The organism is Flavobacterium pectinovorum, from assembly GCF_022802975.1.
GTDB classification, from domain to species: domain Bacteria; phylum Bacteroidota; class Bacteroidia; order Flavobacteriales; family Flavobacteriaceae; genus Flavobacterium; species Flavobacterium pectinovorum_B.
On sequence record NZ_JAFEVZ010000006.1, the window covers coordinates 141,288 to 159,424 of the forward strand.

Here is an 18,137-nt window from a genome sequence, read left to right on the forward strand (position 1 = left end):
AAGACACTGATAAAATCTTTCTAATCCTTTAAATCTGTGGCAAAAATTAGTTTTTCAAATCGTATTTTTCAATTCTTCTGTACAAAGCAGCTCTGGATAAACCTAATTCTTCGGCGGTTTTACTGATATTGCCGTGATGTTTCAAAAGTGCTTTTTCTATTGCCGTTTTTTCCAGTTCAGACAACGGGTTCTCATCGTTTTCCTGAATTTCTTCAAAATCCAAAATATCTAAATCAGTTATAGAAATGGTGTTATTATCTCCCAGAATCAAAGCGCGCTCTATTTTGTTTTCCATTTCACGGACATTTCCTTTCCAGGGATAGCGTTCTAAATAAGGCGCCACATTTTCTTCAAAACGCCAGTTGTCCTGATTGTACTTTTCTGCAATCTGATCCAGAACAAAATTTGCCATCGGAACAATATCGTCTTTTCGCTCACGCAAAGGTGGCAAATTGATTTCCATCGTATTGATTCGATACAGCAAATCTTCTCTGAAAATCTTATTTTTTACCTCGGCTTTAATATCATTATTGGTTGCCGAAATAATTCTGACATTCAAAGGCCGTGCTTTACTTTCGCCCAAACGAGTTACTGTTTTGGTTTGTAAAACGTGTAATAATTTAGATTGTAGATGAAGCGGAATGTTACCAATTTCGTCCAGAAAAATAGTTCCGTTTTGCGCTGATTCAAATCTTCCGGGAGTATCGGTTTTGGCGTCTGTAAAAGCCCCTTTCGCATATCCGAAAAGTTCACTTTCGAATAAATTATCACTCAGAGAACCCAAATCGACATGTACAAAAGATTCGTTTTTTCGGGTGGAATTCTGATGAATGAACTCTGCAAAAACATATTTTCCGGTTCCGTTTTCGCCTAAAATCAAAACATTGGCATCTGTTCTGGCTACTTTTTCGGCAATTGAATAGGCTTGTTTTATTTTTTGGGAAGTTCCGACAAAATAACGTCTTTCCTGTTTTTCTATTACTGGTTTTTTACTGTTTTTTCGGCTTTCGGCAACAGCTTTGTCAATGGTTTCCAGTAATTTTTCGTTGTGCCAGGGTTTCAAAACATAATCAAAAGCTCCTATTTTTATTCCTTCAACAGCGGTGTCAATTTTTCCAAAAGCGGTCATTAAAATCACAATTGTATTTGGCGAGAGCGTTTTTATTTCTTTCAGCCAGTGAATTCCTTCGCGACCATCTTCAAAACCAATTCGATAATTCATATCCAGCAAAACCACATTAATTTCATTTTCACTCAAAACTGAAATGATTTTTTTGGGGTTATTGGTCGTAAAAATCGTTTCAAAATGTTTTTTGAGGATCATTTTTGCCGAAAAAAGAATTTCTTCCTGGTCGTCAACAATTAATATTTGGGCTTGTTTTTTTCTCATGCTGTATTTTTTGTCCGATTCTGAACGGTCAACTGTTCATTTTCGAACACTTAATTTTTGGATTGTTTTTAGCGTGTCTTTAAAATCAATGCTTTACAAAAAATAAATTTTATGGCACAGTATTTACCTATTGGTTATCAGCAAATTATTAAAAAAATGGACAAGGTAATTCCTCGTAAAAATAGAAAATTTAGATATCTCACAATAGCAATTGGAGTTTTTTTAGCTTTGGCTGTACTTATCTTTTTTTCTTTTAATTCAAAAAGAACTTTAAATGTAAAAGCCGAAGAAATTTCGATTCAAAAAGTTGAAAAAGCCTTTTTTGAAGATTTTGTTGTTTTTCAGGCCAAAGTTGAACCACTAAACGTAATGCTTGTAAACGTTACAGAAGGCGGATCTGTGAAAGAGATTTTTGTAGAAAACGGCGCCATGGTAACCAAAGGACAATCGTTGGCCCGTTTGTACAACCCAAACACAGAATTGAATTATCTGACGCAGGAAACCGCTATTATTGAGCAAATTAATAATCTGAACACAGGGAAACTGAACATCAGAAATCAGGAACTAAACCTGAACAAAGATTTGGTTTTGATTGAACATGATTATAATGACGCCAAAAGATTATATGACATGAATTCGAAATTGTTTGCCAAAGATGTAATTTCGAAAAACGACTGGAATACTTTTAAAGAAAGTTTGCGTTTTCAGGAAGAGCGCAAAAAAACAATTCAGCAAAGTATTCGAAAAGAAAAACAAACGAATCAGATTCAGATTTCTCAAATCAATCGTTCGATTCAAACGATGGAAAAAAGTCTGGAAATCCTTCGAAACAATAAAAAGAATTTCCTGATTACTGCTCCTGAATCCGGCCGACTGACTTCTTTTGAACCGGTTTTAGGGAAAACATTTCAGGCAGGAGAAAGCATCGGTAAAATTGATTCTAAACGAGGTTATAAACTGACTGCCGATGTAGATGAATTTTATCTGGAAAAAGTTCGGGAAGGCTTAAAAGGTCAGGTAGAGTTTAAAGGGAAAACGCTTGAAGTTTTAGTAACAAAGGTAATTCCGGAAGTAAAAAGCGGTCATTTTACAGTAGAACTGACTTTTACATCTAAAGAAAATATCGCATTGCAGGACGGATTAAGTTTTGGTGTAAAACTGATTTTATCTGAAAAAAGCAAAACATTGGTAGTACCAAAAGGAAGCTTTAATCAGGAAACGGCAGGAAAATGGATCTTTGTAGCAAAAGGAAATAAAGCCGAAAGAAGAAACATAAAATTAGGCAGAGAGAATCCTTCGTATTATGAAGTTCTTGAAGGATTAAAAGAAGGCGAATCTGTAATTACATCATCTTATTCAGATTATAAGGATATTGAGGAGCTTTCACTAAATAAGGAATAGTTTATTTTGTTTCAAGTTTCAGGTTTCAAGTTAACGGACTGAAACCTGAAACTTGAAACTTGAAACCTGAAACAATTAAAACAAAATCATCATTTCAATCATCAATCAAAAAACGCAGTTAACAACATTTAACACCTTTACAAAATGATAAAAATTCAAAATTTAACCAAAGTTTTCAGAACAGAAGAAGTAGAAACATCAGCATTGAGCGGTATTTCTTTAGAAATTAAAAAAGGGGATTTTTTAACGATCATGGGACCTTCAGGTTGTGGAAAATCTACTTTACTAAACATCATCGGGCTTCTGGACAGTGCTACTGATGGAAGCTATACCTTATTAGATCAGGAAATGATTGGCCTGAAAGAAAAAGGAAGATCTCAGGTTCGAAAAGAAAACATCGGTTTCATTTTTCAGAATTTCAACCTGATCGACGAACTTTCGGTGTATGACAATATCGAACTGCCTTTGCTGTACAACAATGTAAAAACATCCGAAAGAAAACAAAAAATTGAAGCGATTGCTGAGAAATTAAACATTTCGCATCGTTTGAAACATTTTCCACAACAGCTTTCAGGTGGTCAGCAGCAAAGAGTTGCGGTGGCAAGAGCTTTGGTAAATGACCCGAAAATTATTCTTGCCGATGAGCCAACCGGAAATCTGGACAGTAAAAACGGCAATGAGGTAATGGAACTTTTAACCAATCTGCACGCAAAAGGTTCTACAATTTTGATGGTAACCCACTCTGATTATGATGCTTCTTTTTCGCAAAGAACCATTCACATGAAAGACGGTGTAGTATTTTCTGAAAAATTAAATCAACGAAATGTTGATGTTTTTATGGACGCTAAATAACTAAAAGATGCTAAAATTTATTGTATCCGCAATCGTAATTCTGGTAGAATTTGTTTGCCAAATATTCGCAATTATTTAAAAATCGGTTTACCAAAACTAAAAAACCATAAACACATATACCATGATTTATAACTGGTTTAAAATATTTATTTATCATTTAAAGCAAAACAAACTGTTTTCTTTTTTAAATGTTCTGGGATTAAGCATCGGAATTGCTAGTGTAATTTTCTCAATTTTATATTGGAATAACGAACACGCCTACAATCAATGGAATCCTGAAAAAGAAACCACTTATCAGGTTTTTAATAAAATTAGCGCAACTGGAGATATTTGGTCTTCTTCTAGTGTGCCCTTTGGAAGAACCTGTAAAGCAACTATTCCTGAAATTGAATCGATATGTTTCTTTAATTCCTGGTACAGTACAGATATGATTAAATATAAAGGACAGAAATTTTTTCATAAAAAGATAAGCGTTTCTGACAATGGTTTTTTTGACATGTTTCCTTTTCCTATCGTAAAAGGGGCAAAAACCAATATTTTGAAAGAAAAAAACAGTGTTGCAATATCTGAAGAAACAGCACAATTACTTTTTAAAAATGAGAATCCAATTGGCAAATCAATCACTTATAATTATAAAGATTACACCGTAAAATCTGTCTTTAAAATTATAAGCCCGTCGTCTTTTGAGCCTAATTATGTTTTTAGCGGAATTTCAAGAGAAAGCGATGAACAACAATGGGGTAACTATAATTATGCCATGATGATTAAAGTTAAAAAAGGAGCAGATATTAATGCTGTTTTAAAGAAAATGCAAAACGTAAATTACGTAAACAGAACTTTGAAAGATGCAAAAGCAAACGGGCAAACTCCCGAACAATATACAAAAGAAAACGGAGAGATTTATGTGATGTTAGATCAATTGAGTACTTCTCGTTTGCATGGTATCAAATCTTCGCAAGGGCCAAGTTTTCCTGAAGGAAGAGGTAATCTTCAATTGCTTTATATTATGGTAGGCTTATCTATTTTGATTTTGGCTTTATCATTAGTAAACTATATCAATTTAGCCACTGCATCGGCAATTAAACGTGCAAAAGAAGTTGGTGTACGTAAAATCGTAGGTGCAACAAAAAAACAAATTATTATTCAGTTTATTTTCGAAACAGCTATTATGGTCGTCTTGGCTATTCTTTTTGCCTTAGCAATCGTAGAACTTTCACTGCCTTACTATAATACTTTTTTAAAGAAATCTTTGACTATAAATGGCAGCGAATTTTACCTGCAACTGATTTTTGTATTTGGATTAGTAATCATTCTAGCCGGCATTTTTCCTGCTATTTATATCTCAAATTTCGAAACATTAAAAGTTTTAAAAGGCAATTTCTCCAGAAGTAAAAGCGGTATCTGGATACGAAATTCGATGCTGATTTTCCAATTTGGGATTGCTGCCTTTTTTATCATCGGGGCTTTAATTGTAAACTCTCAGGTAGATTATATGATGAATAAAGACCTTGGTTTTTCAGGTAATCAAGTCATAAGAATTCAGTTTAACTATCAAGAACAAAGCAAAAAGACAGAAAAATATTTAATCGCCAAACAAGAATTGCAAAAAATATCAGGAGTTGAGGATGTTTCTACTTTTGCCGGCTCTTTTGGAAACAGTACCAATTCAAGTTCAGGATTAACACACAATGGTATTTTTGTACAGCCCCGAAATGTAGAAATGGACTTTGGTTTTCTGGAAATGATGAAAATTAAAATTGTTCAGGGGCGTGATTTATCTCCGAAATTTGCTTCAGATACTATCGACAACTGGCTCATAAACGAGACACTTGCGAAAACACTGAATCTCAAAAATCCTGTAAATACAATCATATCATCGGGTTGGGGAAGTGTTGAGAAAGGAAATTTAAAATTTAAGGTGATTGGTGTTGTTAAAGATTTTAATATTACAGGGTTGCAGGATAAAGTGCCACCAATGGTTTTTATTAATCTGAAAACTTTAAAGTGGAACAATTTTGATTATATTTATATAAAAGTATCTCCAAATAATTTAAGCGAAACACTGGCCAAATTAGAAGCCTATTGGCAAAAAAACATCAATCAGGATTACCCTTTTGATTATGAATTTGTAGACAAAGGTTTTGCCAAAACGTATCAGGAGCAGATAAAACAAAAAGATTTATTTTTTATTCTGAATTTAGTTGTAATCATTATTGCCATTTTTGGATTGTTTGCTCTGGCTTCCTTTTCGATGGAAAGAAGGCTTAAAGAAATTGCCATCAGAAAAACATTAGGCGCAGAAACCGATATTTTATTAAAGGAATTGTCCAGACAATATATTGTTTTCTGTCTGACAGGATTTGCCATTGGGATTGTACCGGCTTACATTTTATTACAGAAATGGCTTGAGAATTTTGCTTTCAGAATTAATGTTTCTACCATTCCGTTTATAATTGCCCTTATTTCATTATTGGCATTAACTTTGATAATAGTTTTGGCAAAAGCATATCAGGTTACTAAAATTGATATGCTTAAATATTTAAAATACGAATAAACTTGTAGACCATTTTTTTAAAACCCGTCGGAATCTTAATCTGACGGGTTTCTTTTTTTTTAATTTACAATCTTCTCTTTTTCTAATTTTCTTGTTCGCAAAATAGTTTAATGTTATTTTGAACCATCCTAATATCAACAAATACAATTCAAAACAACAAAAATCCGAACATAATGCGTTATCTTTGCAAACCGAAATTGCTTTAAATAAAATAAGATTTTAAATTAATTTCACTCATTAGAAAACATTATATCAAAAATGAAATTAGATAGAAAAGAAATTCTTAAAGCTTTAGAAACTATAACTATAGCCGGAGAAGGAAAAAATATGGTCGAAAGTGGTGCGGTTGCGAACGTACTTACTTTTGGTGACGAAGTTGTTGTAGATTTAGTATTGCACACACCTGCAATGCACATCAAAAAAAGAGCTGAAGACGATATCAAAAAAACAATTCACGAATTGGTATCGCCAGAAGCAAAAATTAAAGTAAACACAAAGGTAGAAACTCCGGAGAAAAACGAGATCAAAGGTCGTGCAATTCCCGGAATTAAAAATATTATAGCTGTTGCCTCAGGAAAAGGAGGTGTTGGAAAATCTACAGTTACAGCAAATTTAGCCGTAACACTGGCAAAAATGGGTTTTAAAGTTGGCGTTTTGGATGCCGATATTTACGGTCCTTCAATGCCAATTATGTTTGATGTTGAAAACGAAAAACCAATCTCAATTACCGTTGACGGAAAATCAAAAATGAAGCCCGTTGAAAGCTATGAAATCAAAATGCTTTCTATCGGATTTTTTACAGCCCCAAGCCAGGCTGTAATCTGGAGAGGTCCAATGGCTGCAAAAGCTTTGAACCAAATGATATTTGATGCAGATTGGGGAGAATTAGATTTCATGCTTCTTGATTTACCTCCGGGAACAGGAGACATTCATTTATCAATCATGCAATCATTACCCATTACGGGAGCTGTAGTAGTAAGTACTCCTCAGGCGGTAGCTTTGGCAGACGCCAAAAAAGGTGTTGCCATGTTTATGCAGGACAATATTAATGTTCCTGTTTTAGGAATCATCGAAAATATGGCGTACTTTACACCTGAAGAATTACCGGATAATAAATATTATATATTTGGACAAGCGGGAGCAAAAAATCTTGCAGAAGATTTAAATGTTCCTTTTTTAGGAGAAGTTCCAATTGTACAGTCTATTCGTGAAGCAGGAGATTATGGACGTCCGGCAGCTTTACAAACAGCATCAGCAATTGAAGCCGTTTTTGAAGAAATTACCAGAAATGTAGTTCAGGAAACTGTAAACAGAAACGAAAGCCTGCCTGCAACTGAGGCCATTAAAATTACAACAATGGCAGGATGTTCTGCAGTGAAAAAGAATTAATATAAATGAGACAATGAGATAATTAGAAAATTAGATAATTGTCAATCTAACTCATTATCTAATTTTCTAATTGACTAATTTTCTAATTGAAAAACATTATGACAACAGAAGAATTAACAAGCAACGTATTATTAGCACTTGACGAAATCAGACCTTTTTTAAATTCTGACGGTGGTGATATTACGCTGATTTCAATAGAAGACGATAAACATGTAAAAGTTCGTCTTGAAGGGGCATGCATCAGCTGCAGCGTAAATCAGATGACATTAAAAGCAGGCGTTGAAACAACCATCAAAAAGTATGCTCCACAAATAGAAACTGTGGTAAATATTATGTAATAAAATAAACGGTTTCGCTCTTGTTTTTAGATTAAAATAATTAACCAGAATAATAGCCTTTTGAGCTATTTTGATATAATTATTCATAAAAATCAGTCAAAAAAACTTTTTTTTTACGATTTTAATAAAAAACAATACGAAGATTTAAGACATTCTGTTAAGAAATTGTTACATTTTTAACTTAAATTTGCAACATAACCCCTAAATCTTAAATCATGAAGAAATATTACGTTCTGTTTTTACTATTGTTTTCAGTTAGTATAGATTATGCCCAGCAAAGCACACAAACATTAATTGTAGATAAAGCATGGCTTAATAATTCTGAAGAATGGACAGATTTTAATTATTCAGGAAAAATTGTATTTTCAATCAATTCCAATAGTGCAGAAGGAAGCTTTAGAGTTGGTAATTATGATTTTTTATATGATTTATGTGAAGGAAAGGCAAAGTTCTCAAATAAAGCGACTTACAGTGCAGCAGAATTCTCCCATCCGAGAAAATTATCTGCACAAACTGACAAACAGGGAGTTTTAAATTCAACCTATGAGGGAACTTTAATTTTTCAGTCCGGTACTGATTATTATTCCGTAATTACTATAATGACCTTACTTGAAAAAGGTGGAAATTATCTTGGTGTAAAAATACACCTTAAAGACAATAGCAGAAAAGAATACGCATTTAGTTTAAAATCAAGTTAATTAAAACAATTTTGGGATTTGTTCACGTTATCAAATTCTAAGTCATTAAAATTCCAATAATTAAAATGGATGTATTAATAAAGATTAAAGATCGAGAAGGAGTTATACACGAATTACAGGCTCCAACTGATATGGCAATGAATATAATGGAGTTATGCAAAGCATACGAACTTCCTGTTGAAGGAACCTGTGGCGGAATGGCCATGTGTGCTTCCTGCCAGTGTTATGTGCTAAACGATGTTGCATTACCTGAAATGGGAGATGATGAAGAAGCCATGCTTTCAGAAGCATTTTATGTGAAATCTAACAGTCGTTTAGGGTGTCAGATACCAATTACTACAGAATTAGAAGGCTTGGAACTTGAACTGGCTCCTGAATATTAAAATATAAAAAAGCGAGAATTTATCATTCTCGCTTTTTTGTATTCTCAAAAAATTACTCTTCGATAAGTTCGCTTATAGTTCTCGCCACTTCTTGTGTTCTTCCTGTTTCATGAAACCATAAAAATATTTTTTCACCTAACTTTCTTACATTACTATCCAATGGAAGAAGAACCAATTGATCGCCACAACCATTTGTTGCAATGGCAATTGCGCCTGGAGGGAAATTACTCCATTCTTTAGCTTGTTTTGTTTCTAAAACAATATGATTACAAGTTCTGCTTATTCTCTTTTTATCAGATTTATCGAAAAAGGGATATAGTTGCCAATCATCATCTTCCGTTATTAATTCACCTCCATTTTGGTTCATCATTTTTTGTTTGAATTCATATGGAAATTCTACCTCTAACTCAGTTTCCGTTTCAATTATGTATTTTATATCTATTGGAAATGCCATATATTGTCATAAATTTAAATTGCAAGTTATGCTAAATTACAAAGCAAAAAAACCGTAATCACATTTAGTAATTACGGTTTTTTCTATAAACAATTTTTAACCTCAGTTTATACCAAACCTGCCTGAATTAAATATTCTGCGATTTGAATTGTGTTTGTTGCAGCTCCCTTTCTTAAGTTATCAGCAACGATCCACATGTTTAATGTATTTGGCTGGCTTTCGTCACGACGGATTCTTCCAACAAAAACTTCATTTTTACCTTCTGCAAATAATGGCATTGGATAAGAAAACGCATCCAGATCATCCTGAACCACTACTCCATCTGTATTTTGTAAAATTTCTCGAACTTCATTTACTTCAAAATCGTTTGTAAACTCAACATTTACAGCCTCACTATGACCTCCAACAACAGGAACACGAACTGCAGTAGCCGTAACTCTGATGGTATTATCTGCAAGGATTTTTTGAGTTTCACGAACTAATTTCATTTCTTCTTTTGTGTATCCGTTTGCTTCGAAACTATCACATTGTGGAATTGCATTTCTGTGAATTGGGTATTTGTACGCCATATCACCTTCAACTCCTGCATACTCATTTTCTAATTGTCTTACCGCTTTTACACCAGTTCCGGTAATAGACTGGTAAGTCGAAACAATAATTCTTCTGATATTGTATTTTTTATGCAAAGGAGCCAAAGTCAATACCATCTGAATCGTAGAACAGTTTGGATTTGCAATAATTTTATCTTCTTTAGTCAAAGAGTCCGCGTTGATTTCAGGAACGATCAGTTTTTTTGTCGGATCCATTCTCCATGCAGATGAATTGTCAATTACCGTTGTACCGGCAGCAGCAAATTTTGGAGCCCACTCTAATGAAGTATCACCTCCGGCAGAGAAAACAGCAATATCAGCTTTTAAATCAACAGCAGCCTGTAAACCAACAACTTTATATTTCTGACCTTTATATTCGATTTCTTTACCTACAGATTTCTCTGAAGCAACTGGAATTAATTCTGTAACAGGAAAATTTCTTTCTGCTAAAACTTTTAACATTATCTCGCCAACCATACCGGTGGCGCCTACAACCGCTATTCTCATTTTTATATTTTTTATATGAATGTTCTAATTTAGATTGCAAAAGTAAGGATAATAAAAACGATTACAATCGTGTTCACAAAAAATAACAAATTGTTACAAAACAAACAAAATAAAAAAAACCGTCCCCAATTAAGGAACGGTTAAATTAGACTTAGTGTAGCGGTATATTATATCTTATTTATTTTTTAACAAATCTCTAATTTGTATAAGCAACTCTTCTTGTGTTGGTCCGGATGGTGCAGGAGTCTCTACAACTTCTTTCTTTTTAGCCGCATTTATTCCTTTTATGACTAAAAACAAGACAAAAGCCACAATTACAAAATTTATAACAGCCGAAATAAACAATCCGTACTGAACGCCTCCAAAGGCCGTTAATTCTTCAATTTTTGATAAATGTGCAGCATCTAAAGCAGGTTTTAACAATAAAGGAGTAATTACATTTTCAATAAATGAACTTACAATTTTTCCAAAAGCCGCTCCTATTATAACACCGACTGCCAAATCAACTACGTTGCCTTTTACAGCAAATTCCTTAAATTCAGTAAATATTCCCATGGTTATTATTTTTTTAAGTTTAAAATTTAGTACTATCGAAAGTAAGTATTTTTTTGGATATTTTAATAAAATGCTTTAAAATCATCTATAGAAAACTCTTTTTACACGTTGCGAAATACTGGTCAAAATTTCATACGGAATTGTTTTTAGAGCTTCTGCAATCTCTGTTACTGTTGGAGATTCTCCGAAAATAATAACCGAATCTCCTTCTTTGCAGTCAATTTCGCTGACATCAACCATCAGCATATCCATACAAACACTTCCCACAATAGAGGCTTTGTGATTTTTAATCGTAACATAACCCACCTGATTGCCCCACAATCTTGAAATTCCATCGGCATAACCAATCGGAATCGTAGCTATTTTGGTTTCTTTTTCTGCCATAAATCTTCTGCCATACCCTACGCTGTCACCTGCCGGAATGGTACGAACCTGCGAAATGACAGATTTTAAAGTCCCAACATTTTCCAGATATTTTTGTTCAGAAGAATCGTTTGAAACCCCGTAAAGACCAATTCCTAAGCGCACCATATTATATTGTGCATCCGGAAAATTACTGATTCCGGAAGTGTTCAGAATATGACGGATTGGATTTACACCTAATTCATTCATTAATTTTAAAGATAATCTCTCAAACAATCTGATCTGAGACATTGCAAATTCATAATGTTTCATATCATCACTCGTGGCCATGTGCGATAAAATACTCTGAATACGAACAGTTGAATTTCCTTTTAAAGCAGTAATCAATTCGTCTATTGTATTTTCCTCAAAACCCAGACGGTGCATACCGGTATCGAGTTTGATATGAATTGGAAAATCTTTTAAATTCTTTTCGCGTGCAATTTTCAAAAAAGCATTTAAGCCTTTTAAACTATAGATTTCGGGTTCCAACTGATACTGAATAATCGATGTAAAACTGGTCGACTCCGGATTTAAAACCATGATGGGTAATTTTATTCCGCCGTTTTTCAGCGAAATTCCTTCATCGGCGAAAGCCACTCCTAAATAATCAACTTTATGATGTTCCAGCAATTTTGCTATTTCCAATCCTCCGTTTCCATAACCAAAAGCTTTTACCATAACCATGATTTTAACCTCATCTGCTAACTTAGATTTAAAGAAATTTAAGTTGTGGCTGATCGAATTAAGGTTGATTTCGAGAATGGTTTCATGAGTTTTCTCTTCCAATAAAGATACGATTTCTTCAAATTGAAACGATCTGGCTCCTTTTATTAAAATGGTTTCATTGACAAAATTTAGGTTTTCAAAATCATTAATAAATTCAGCAGTATTCTGATACGTGATACAATTTGAAAATTTATGTTTAAACGAAGAAATAGTTGTGCCAATTCCAATAACACGATTAACTTTATTGTCGGTAATTAGCTGAGAAACTTTCGAATACAAGTCTTCGTTTGAAAATCCGCTTTGAAAAATATCCGATAAAATAACCGTTTTGGATGCATTCTTTTTTTGGCTTTCCAGGAAATCCAAAGCTATTTTTAGTGACTGAAAATCAGAACTGTAACTATCATCAATAATACTGCAATTATGAATTCCGTTTTTAACCTCCAGTCGCATTTCGACCGGATACAATCCCTCCATACGGTTTTGAATCGTTTCAGCATCATATTCAAAATAAAGCAAAACCAATAAACATGTTACAGCATTTTCTACAGATGCAGAATCGCTAAACGGAATTTTTAAATCGTAATTTTCTTTTTTATATCGATATTGAATCGTTGTTATTTCATTTTTGTTTCCTTTTTTCAAAATAAAAACATCTGCTGATTTATCTGTATAGCTCCATGAAAAAAGTTTTCGGGGATGCAGCATATATTCGGCAGCAAATTGGGACAAGCAGGAATCTACAGTTTCATTTTTCTGATAAATAATTACCGGAGATTCTTTAAACAAAAGCAGTTTTTCATCAATCTTCTGTACTAAGTTTAAAAATCCTTCATCATGCGCAGTTCCAATATTAGTAAGGACTCCAATTGTTGGGCTAATGATATTTTCGAGTTTATCCATTTCATTAACCGTTGAAATTCCGGCTTCAAAAATGCCTAAATTATGTTTTTCATTAATTGCAATAACCGAGAGTGGCACTCCAACCTGTGAATTATAACTTTTAGGACTTCGGATAATATTATAATCAGGACTCAGCAAAAAGTTAAGCCATTCTTTTACGATCGTTTTACCGTTGCTTCCCGTCAATCCGATGATCGGAAAATCAAAAAGATTTCGGTGATAAGCAGCAAAATTCTGTAGCGCTTCCAGCGTTGATTTTACAACTAAAAAATTAGCTTTCCCTTGGCAATTTTCAGGAATATATTCGACTACAAAATTCTGCACGCCTTTGTCTGTCAATTCTGAAATATAAGAATGTGCGTCATTGTTGACACCGGACAATGCAAAGAACAAGGTTTGCGAACCATTTTGCAGTGAACGGCTGTCTATCGAAATATGCTCAATAAAAATTGCTGTATCTGAGCCAATCCATTCGGCATGAAGAACCGAAACCAGGCTTTTTAAGTTTACGCTCATTAGAAAATTCTTTTTTTCAAATTTAAACATTAAAGCCTGAAAAGAGTTGTGATTTTCTTAAAAAATAAAGGGTTTACAACAACGTATTTATATTTCAATTATATTTGTTGAAGACCTCAAATTATAGCGTTTTGAAAAAAATTCTTCCTATATTTTCCTACCTGCTGCATCCGATTTTTATATCGATGTACGCCGCTTTATTCTATCTTTTTTATAAAGATGATGCGTTTACCATTCAGGAAAAATACTTTGTTTTATTTCAGATTCTGATTATTACTGTCATAGTTCCGATATTATTTTTTTTATTGTTAAAATCAACCGGAAATGTAAAATCAGTGATGATTCACGAAACATCTCAACGGATAATTCCCTTAGTTTTACAATGCTTTTTATTTATTTTACTGGTAAAAAGAAGTATTGTCATTACGCGTTATCCGGAGCTGCATTTCTTTTTTCTGGGCGGATTGTTCAGTACTATTATTGCGTTGATTTATTCGCTTTTTAAGGTAAAAGCGAGTTTACACATGATGGCAATTAGTGGTTTTGCCGTTTTTGTAATAGGCCTGAATATGCATTTGCAATTACATAATCCGTATTGGCCGGCTCTTTTAATTTTATTGACCGGAATTACAGCATCATCACGTTTAGAAATGAATGCACATACTAATAAAGAACTGCTTATTGGCTTTATAATTGGAATTCTTCCTCAGGTTTTATTTTTGTACTTGTGGTTATAAAATATAAAAAATAAGACCGAGGTTCATGGCTTTCATTTTAACCTCTTCTCCTGAAAGCGTTTTAACATTATTAAACAAAGGATTCAGTCCATAATAAAAATAAACATTCCAGGTGTTGTAACCCGCCGAAATATAAGCCCCATACTGAAACCTGTTGACGTCAGAATTATTATTGATTTTATACGTGTTCTCTCCATCATTCAAAACAGATTTGCTCGACAAAACATAACTGAATTTTAAACCCGTGTAAATTCTCCAAAACTTATAACTTTCATAAGTCGAATTTCGCCATCTGAACTCAATTGGAAGATCTACTAAATATTCCCTGAATCTATTTGAAACAAATTCATTATAATCGTTCACACCATATATCCGTGCTCCATCAGACCCCTCAGAAATAGTCAGGTTTTGAAAATAATTATGATACGTTAATCCTAAACCGGCTGCAATAGCTATTGTTCTTTTTTTATTGATAGGCATATCGCGCAGAAAACCCGCAGAAATTCCTGCAGAAAATTTATCACGTTTAAGGCCTTCTGGTGCGTCTGACAAAAGATTATAGGCAACCGAAACATAGAACTGATCTTCTCTATACAAAGAATCAATTTTTACCACAGGTTTAACTTCTGGTTTTTCTTCTTGTGAAAAAACATTGAAAAACGATACTAAAAATAAACAACTAAAAAATAATCGCATAGTGTGCTTGAGTTAAAGAAGATTTCAGATAAACGTTTTTTGGATTTATTTATTAGACTCACAAATATAATATAATGATAGTTGATGAGATGATTTTAATGCGATTATTCTGTTTTCAATCTTTATAAAAATATTTTGTTGCGCTATTTTCAACAAAAAGCACTAAAATCAAAGATTTTTATATTTACCTTTTATACCTTTGCCTGGTAATGAATAGAAGACAGCTCATAACCGGTTTTTCTTTGGGTCTGATGGTATTGTTCTCAATACTTTTTCAGTCCGCACACAGTTATGAACATATCTCGCAACAGCTTTCAGAAAAAAAATGCCATCATAATTATAATGATGCAAATGGCGAAATTACACATGAGCATCATAACGATGACTCCTGTTTTATTTGTCATTTTTCTTTTGGAAGTTACATTACACCTGAAAATTTTACCTTTCAGTTTTTCAGCAATCATCAGGAAATCCCTTATTTCTTTGGATTTTCTGAAAGTATTATTTCCTTTTCGGGAAGTTTATATGCGCTTCGGGGGCCTCCTTCATCTATAGTTTCATAAAGTTTCGCCCCAAGAAACAAAACCCTTTTAATTGAATTCAAAAACTCAGTTAGGTCTCCTGATTTTCATCCTTTGAAAATTCAGCAGACTTCACGTTTCTTTTGATTCTGTTTAAAAGAAAAATCCATTAACTATAGCAATCATTTTCAAATGAAAAAATTAATTATAGCCCTAATTTTGGGGTTTTCGGGCATACTTTCTGCCCAGAATTCGGTTTCAGGAACTGTAACCGATAATCAAAATCAGCCATTGGCGGGCGTTTCTGTTTATGCTCCCGAATTACACAAAGGAACAACCACAGACGAGAACGGAAAATACGATTTTAAAAATCTTCCAAACGGAAATTTACGCCTTTCTTTTTCTTATGTTGGATATGCGAATCAAAATAAAACCATTGTTAAATTATTAAAAGAAAACACATTAGACATTACGCTTTTAGAATCAATTCTGGAAATGGATGAAGTAGTGGTTTCTACTCCTTTTAATAAATTACAATCGCAAAATGTGATGAAAATTGATCACGAAAGCATTAAAACATTGCAGCAAAAAGGAACTTCAACCTTAATTGAAGGCTTGGCTACAATTCCGGGGGTTTCACAAATCTCGACAGGAACTTCTATTGGAAAACCCGTGATTCGCGGATTGAGCGGAAATCGTGTTTTGGTTTATTCTCAGGGCGTTCGTATCGAAAATCAGCAGTTTGGAGACGAACATGGTTTAGGTTTAAACGATGCCGGAATCGAAAGTGTAGAAGTAATCAAAGGACCAGCTTCATTATTGTATGGTTCTGATGCTTTGGGAGGTGTTTTATATTTCAATCCTGAAAAATTTGCCGATGCCGGTGATTTTAAAGCCAATTTCAGCCAAAAATATTTTACCAATACACAAGGAAGCAATTCATCAATTGGATTAAAAACTTCTACAGATAACTGGAAATTTTTAGCACGCGGAAGTTTCAACACCCATTCTGATTATAAAATTGCCGATGGCGACCGCGTAACCAATTCTCGTTATAACGAAACCGATTTTAAAACCGGAATAGGCTACAGCAACTCCACTTTTTCAAGCGTTTTGAGATACAATTACAACAAACTGGATATAGGAATTCCGGAAGATGGAATCGCAGAACAATCTTCAAGCAAAGACACCCAATTTCCGAGACAGGGAATTTTTAATCATTTGTTCAGTTTAAACAATGTGATCTTCTTTGAAAACTCAAAACTAGACGTTGATTTGGGGTACATCTCCAATGACAGAAGCGAATTTGAAGACAGCAACGACGCTGCACTTCGAATGAAACTGAACACTTTTAATTACAATGCAAAATACCATTTTCCTAAATTCGGTAAAATCGAAGCTATTTTAGGCCTTCAGGGAATGCATCAGACGAATAAAAATTCCGGTGAAGAATATTTAATTCCGAATGCAACAACCAACGATTTTGGTTTTTTTGGAACGGCCAATTACGAATGGGAGAACAGTGTTTTACAAGCCGGATTACGTTTTGATAACCGAAATGTTACTTCTGAAGCACATGGAATTGTGGGTGAAGAAGGCTCTTTTGAAGCTTTAGACCGATCATTTGACAGTTTTAATGCTTCTTTGGGATATAAAACAAAATTAGCAGAACCGCTAACCCTTAGATTAAATGTAGCTACCGGATTTAGAGCTCCAAACTTAGCCGAGCTGACTTCAAACGGTGTTCACGAAGGAACCAACCGTTATGAAATTGGAAACAGCAATTTGAAAACCGAACAAAACGTTCAGACCGATTTGAATTTAGAATATAAAAACTCCCATTTTGAATTTTTTGTAAACGGATTTTATAACCACATCAACAATTACATTTATACTTCACCAACAGGAGAAATCAGAGACAACAATAATGTTTTTGCCTACATTCAGGATAATGCAAAATTATTTGGTGGAGAAATTGGTCTGCATTTTCATCCGCATCCTTTAGACTGGCTGCATTTTGAAACCAGTTTTGAAACCGTAACCGGTAAAAAAGACAACGATGATTATTTGCCTTTAATTCCTGCCAATAACTGGAACAATACACTTAGAACCGAATTCAATATCAAAAACTGGTTCAAAGAAGGTTACGCTTCATTAAACGTTTCTTCGACTTTTGATCAGGATAATGTGAGTGGTTTTGAAACGGCATCAAAAGGATATACTTTAGTCAATTTAGGCTTTGGAGGAACCGTAAAACTAGGTAAAACTGCTTTTGACGTAAACCTGAACGGAAATAATTTATTCGATAAAAAATATATCGCACACCTTTCAAGACTAAAAACAGACGAAATCCCAAACATTGGACGAAATATTGTTTTGGGAGTTAATTTTAATTTATAATTTTTTTCTTAACCGCAAAGAGCGCAAAACTCCTTGCGCTCTTTGCGATTAAAAATTCATCATCTCACAAAAAACACTATTTTTGTTACAAACACAAAATTAACTATGAAAAAAACATTTTT

Annotated in this window: 16 protein-coding genes; 10 read left to right on the forward strand and 6 right to left on the reverse strand. The window is 33.7% G+C overall.

The genetic code is table 11. The features are described 5' to 3' along the window. Window positions 1-46 precede the first annotated feature (46 nt). A complete protein-coding gene (locus FLV_RS10655; RefSeq protein WP_243233748.1) occupies window positions 47-1,390 on the reverse strand; it encodes a sigma-54-dependent transcriptional regulator in 1,344 nt (447 codons plus the stop codon). Between the two features lie 156 nt (window positions 1,391-1,546). On the opposite strand from FLV_RS10655, the gene FLV_RS10660 reads away from it, so the two are divergent. The 7 genes from FLV_RS10660 (at window position 1,547) to FLV_RS10690 (ending at window position 9,005) form a co-directional block, all read left to right on the forward strand. Next, the gene (locus FLV_RS10660) at window positions 1,547-2,791 is read left to right on the forward strand and encodes an efflux RND transporter periplasmic adaptor subunit (protein ID WP_243233994.1); all 1,245 of its coding nucleotides are present in this window, start codon (window positions 1,547-1,549) and stop codon (window positions 2,789-2,791) included. A gap of 144 nt (window positions 2,792-2,935) precedes the next feature. Then, window positions 2,936-3,643, forward strand: a complete 708-nt coding sequence (locus FLV_RS10665) for an ABC transporter ATP-binding protein (protein WP_243233749.1) — start codon at window positions 2,936-2,938, stop codon at window positions 3,641-3,643. A gap of 121 nt (window positions 3,644-3,764) precedes the next feature. Beyond that, a complete protein-coding gene (locus FLV_RS10670) occupies window positions 3,765-6,197 on the forward strand; it encodes an ABC transporter permease (RefSeq protein WP_243233750.1) in 2,433 nt (810 codons plus the stop codon). 258 nt (window positions 6,198-6,455) lie between these two features. After that, a complete protein-coding gene (locus tag FLV_RS10675) occupies window positions 6,456-7,586 on the forward strand; it encodes an Mrp/NBP35 family ATP-binding protein (protein ID WP_243233751.1) in 1,131 nt (376 codons plus the stop codon). Window positions 7,587-7,684: 98 nt separating this feature from the next. After that, a complete protein-coding gene (locus tag FLV_RS10680; RefSeq protein WP_017494691.1) occupies window positions 7,685-7,924 on the forward strand; it encodes a NifU family protein in 240 nt (79 codons plus the stop codon). A 215-nt stretch (window positions 7,925-8,139) separates the two neighbouring features. Then, complete coding sequence (locus tag FLV_RS10685) at window positions 8,140-8,622, forward strand: hypothetical protein (protein WP_243233752.1); 483 nt, start codon at window positions 8,140-8,142, stop codon at window positions 8,620-8,622. Between the two features lie 65 nt (window positions 8,623-8,687). Then, window positions 8,688-9,005 (forward strand): 2Fe-2S iron-sulfur cluster-binding protein, encoded by a 318-nt coding sequence (locus FLV_RS10690; RefSeq protein ID WP_007805184.1) that lies wholly within the window; start codon window positions 8,688-8,690, stop codon window positions 9,003-9,005. A gap of 52 nt (window positions 9,006-9,057) precedes the next feature. On the opposite strand, the gene FLV_RS10695 is transcribed toward FLV_RS10690, so the two are convergent. The 4 genes from FLV_RS10695 to FLV_RS10710 form a co-directional block, all read right to left on the reverse strand. Beyond that, window positions 9,058-9,459 (reverse strand): SMI1/KNR4 family protein, encoded by a 402-nt coding sequence (locus FLV_RS10695; protein ID WP_243233753.1) that lies wholly within the window; start codon window positions 9,457-9,459, stop codon window positions 9,058-9,060. A gap of 107 nt (window positions 9,460-9,566) precedes the next feature. Further along, window positions 9,567-10,556 carry an aspartate-semialdehyde dehydrogenase gene (locus FLV_RS10700; RefSeq protein WP_243233754.1) on the reverse strand — a complete coding sequence of 330 codons (990 nt, stop codon included), beginning with the start codon at window positions 10,554-10,556 and terminating at the stop codon, window positions 9,567-9,569. Between the two features lie 174 nt (window positions 10,557-10,730). Beyond that, window positions 10,731-11,111, reverse strand: coding sequence for a large conductance mechanosensitive channel protein MscL (mscL, locus tag FLV_RS10705; protein ID WP_243233755.1), 381 nt, complete (start codon window positions 11,109-11,111; stop codon window positions 10,731-10,733). An 81-nt stretch (window positions 11,112-11,192) separates the two neighbouring features. Continuing rightward, window positions 11,193-13,661 (reverse strand): bifunctional UDP-N-acetylmuramoyl-tripeptide:D-alanyl-D-alanine ligase/alanine racemase, encoded by a 2,469-nt coding sequence (locus tag FLV_RS10710; RefSeq protein WP_243233756.1) that lies wholly within the window; start codon window positions 13,659-13,661, stop codon window positions 11,193-11,195. 131 nt (window positions 13,662-13,792) lie between these two features. Between FLV_RS10710 and FLV_RS10715 the strand changes: the two genes are divergently transcribed. After that, on the forward strand, window positions 13,793-14,398 hold the full coding sequence (locus FLV_RS10715; RefSeq protein ID WP_243233757.1) for a hypothetical protein: 606 nt from the start codon (window positions 13,793-13,795) through the stop codon (window positions 14,396-14,398). Here the strand turns inward: FLV_RS10715 and FLV_RS10720 are convergent. Next, window positions 14,393-15,094, reverse strand: coding sequence for a porin family protein (locus tag FLV_RS10720; protein WP_243233758.1), 702 nt, complete (start codon window positions 15,092-15,094; stop codon window positions 14,393-14,395). The genes FLV_RS10715 and FLV_RS10720 overlap by 6 nt on opposite strands. Window positions 15,095-15,303: 209 nt before the next feature. Between FLV_RS10720 and FLV_RS10725 the strand changes: the two genes are divergently transcribed. Together FLV_RS10725 and FLV_RS10730 are read left to right on the forward strand one after the other, a co-directional pair. Beyond that, window positions 15,304-15,657, forward strand: a complete 354-nt coding sequence (locus FLV_RS10725; RefSeq protein WP_243233759.1) for a hypothetical protein — start codon at window positions 15,304-15,306, stop codon at window positions 15,655-15,657. A gap of 150 nt (window positions 15,658-15,807) precedes the next feature. Continuing rightward, window positions 15,808-18,015 carry a TonB-dependent receptor gene (locus FLV_RS10730; RefSeq protein WP_243233760.1) on the forward strand — a complete coding sequence of 736 codons (2,208 nt, stop codon included), beginning with the start codon at window positions 15,808-15,810 and terminating at the stop codon, window positions 18,013-18,015. Window positions 18,016-18,137 lie beyond the last annotated feature (122 nt).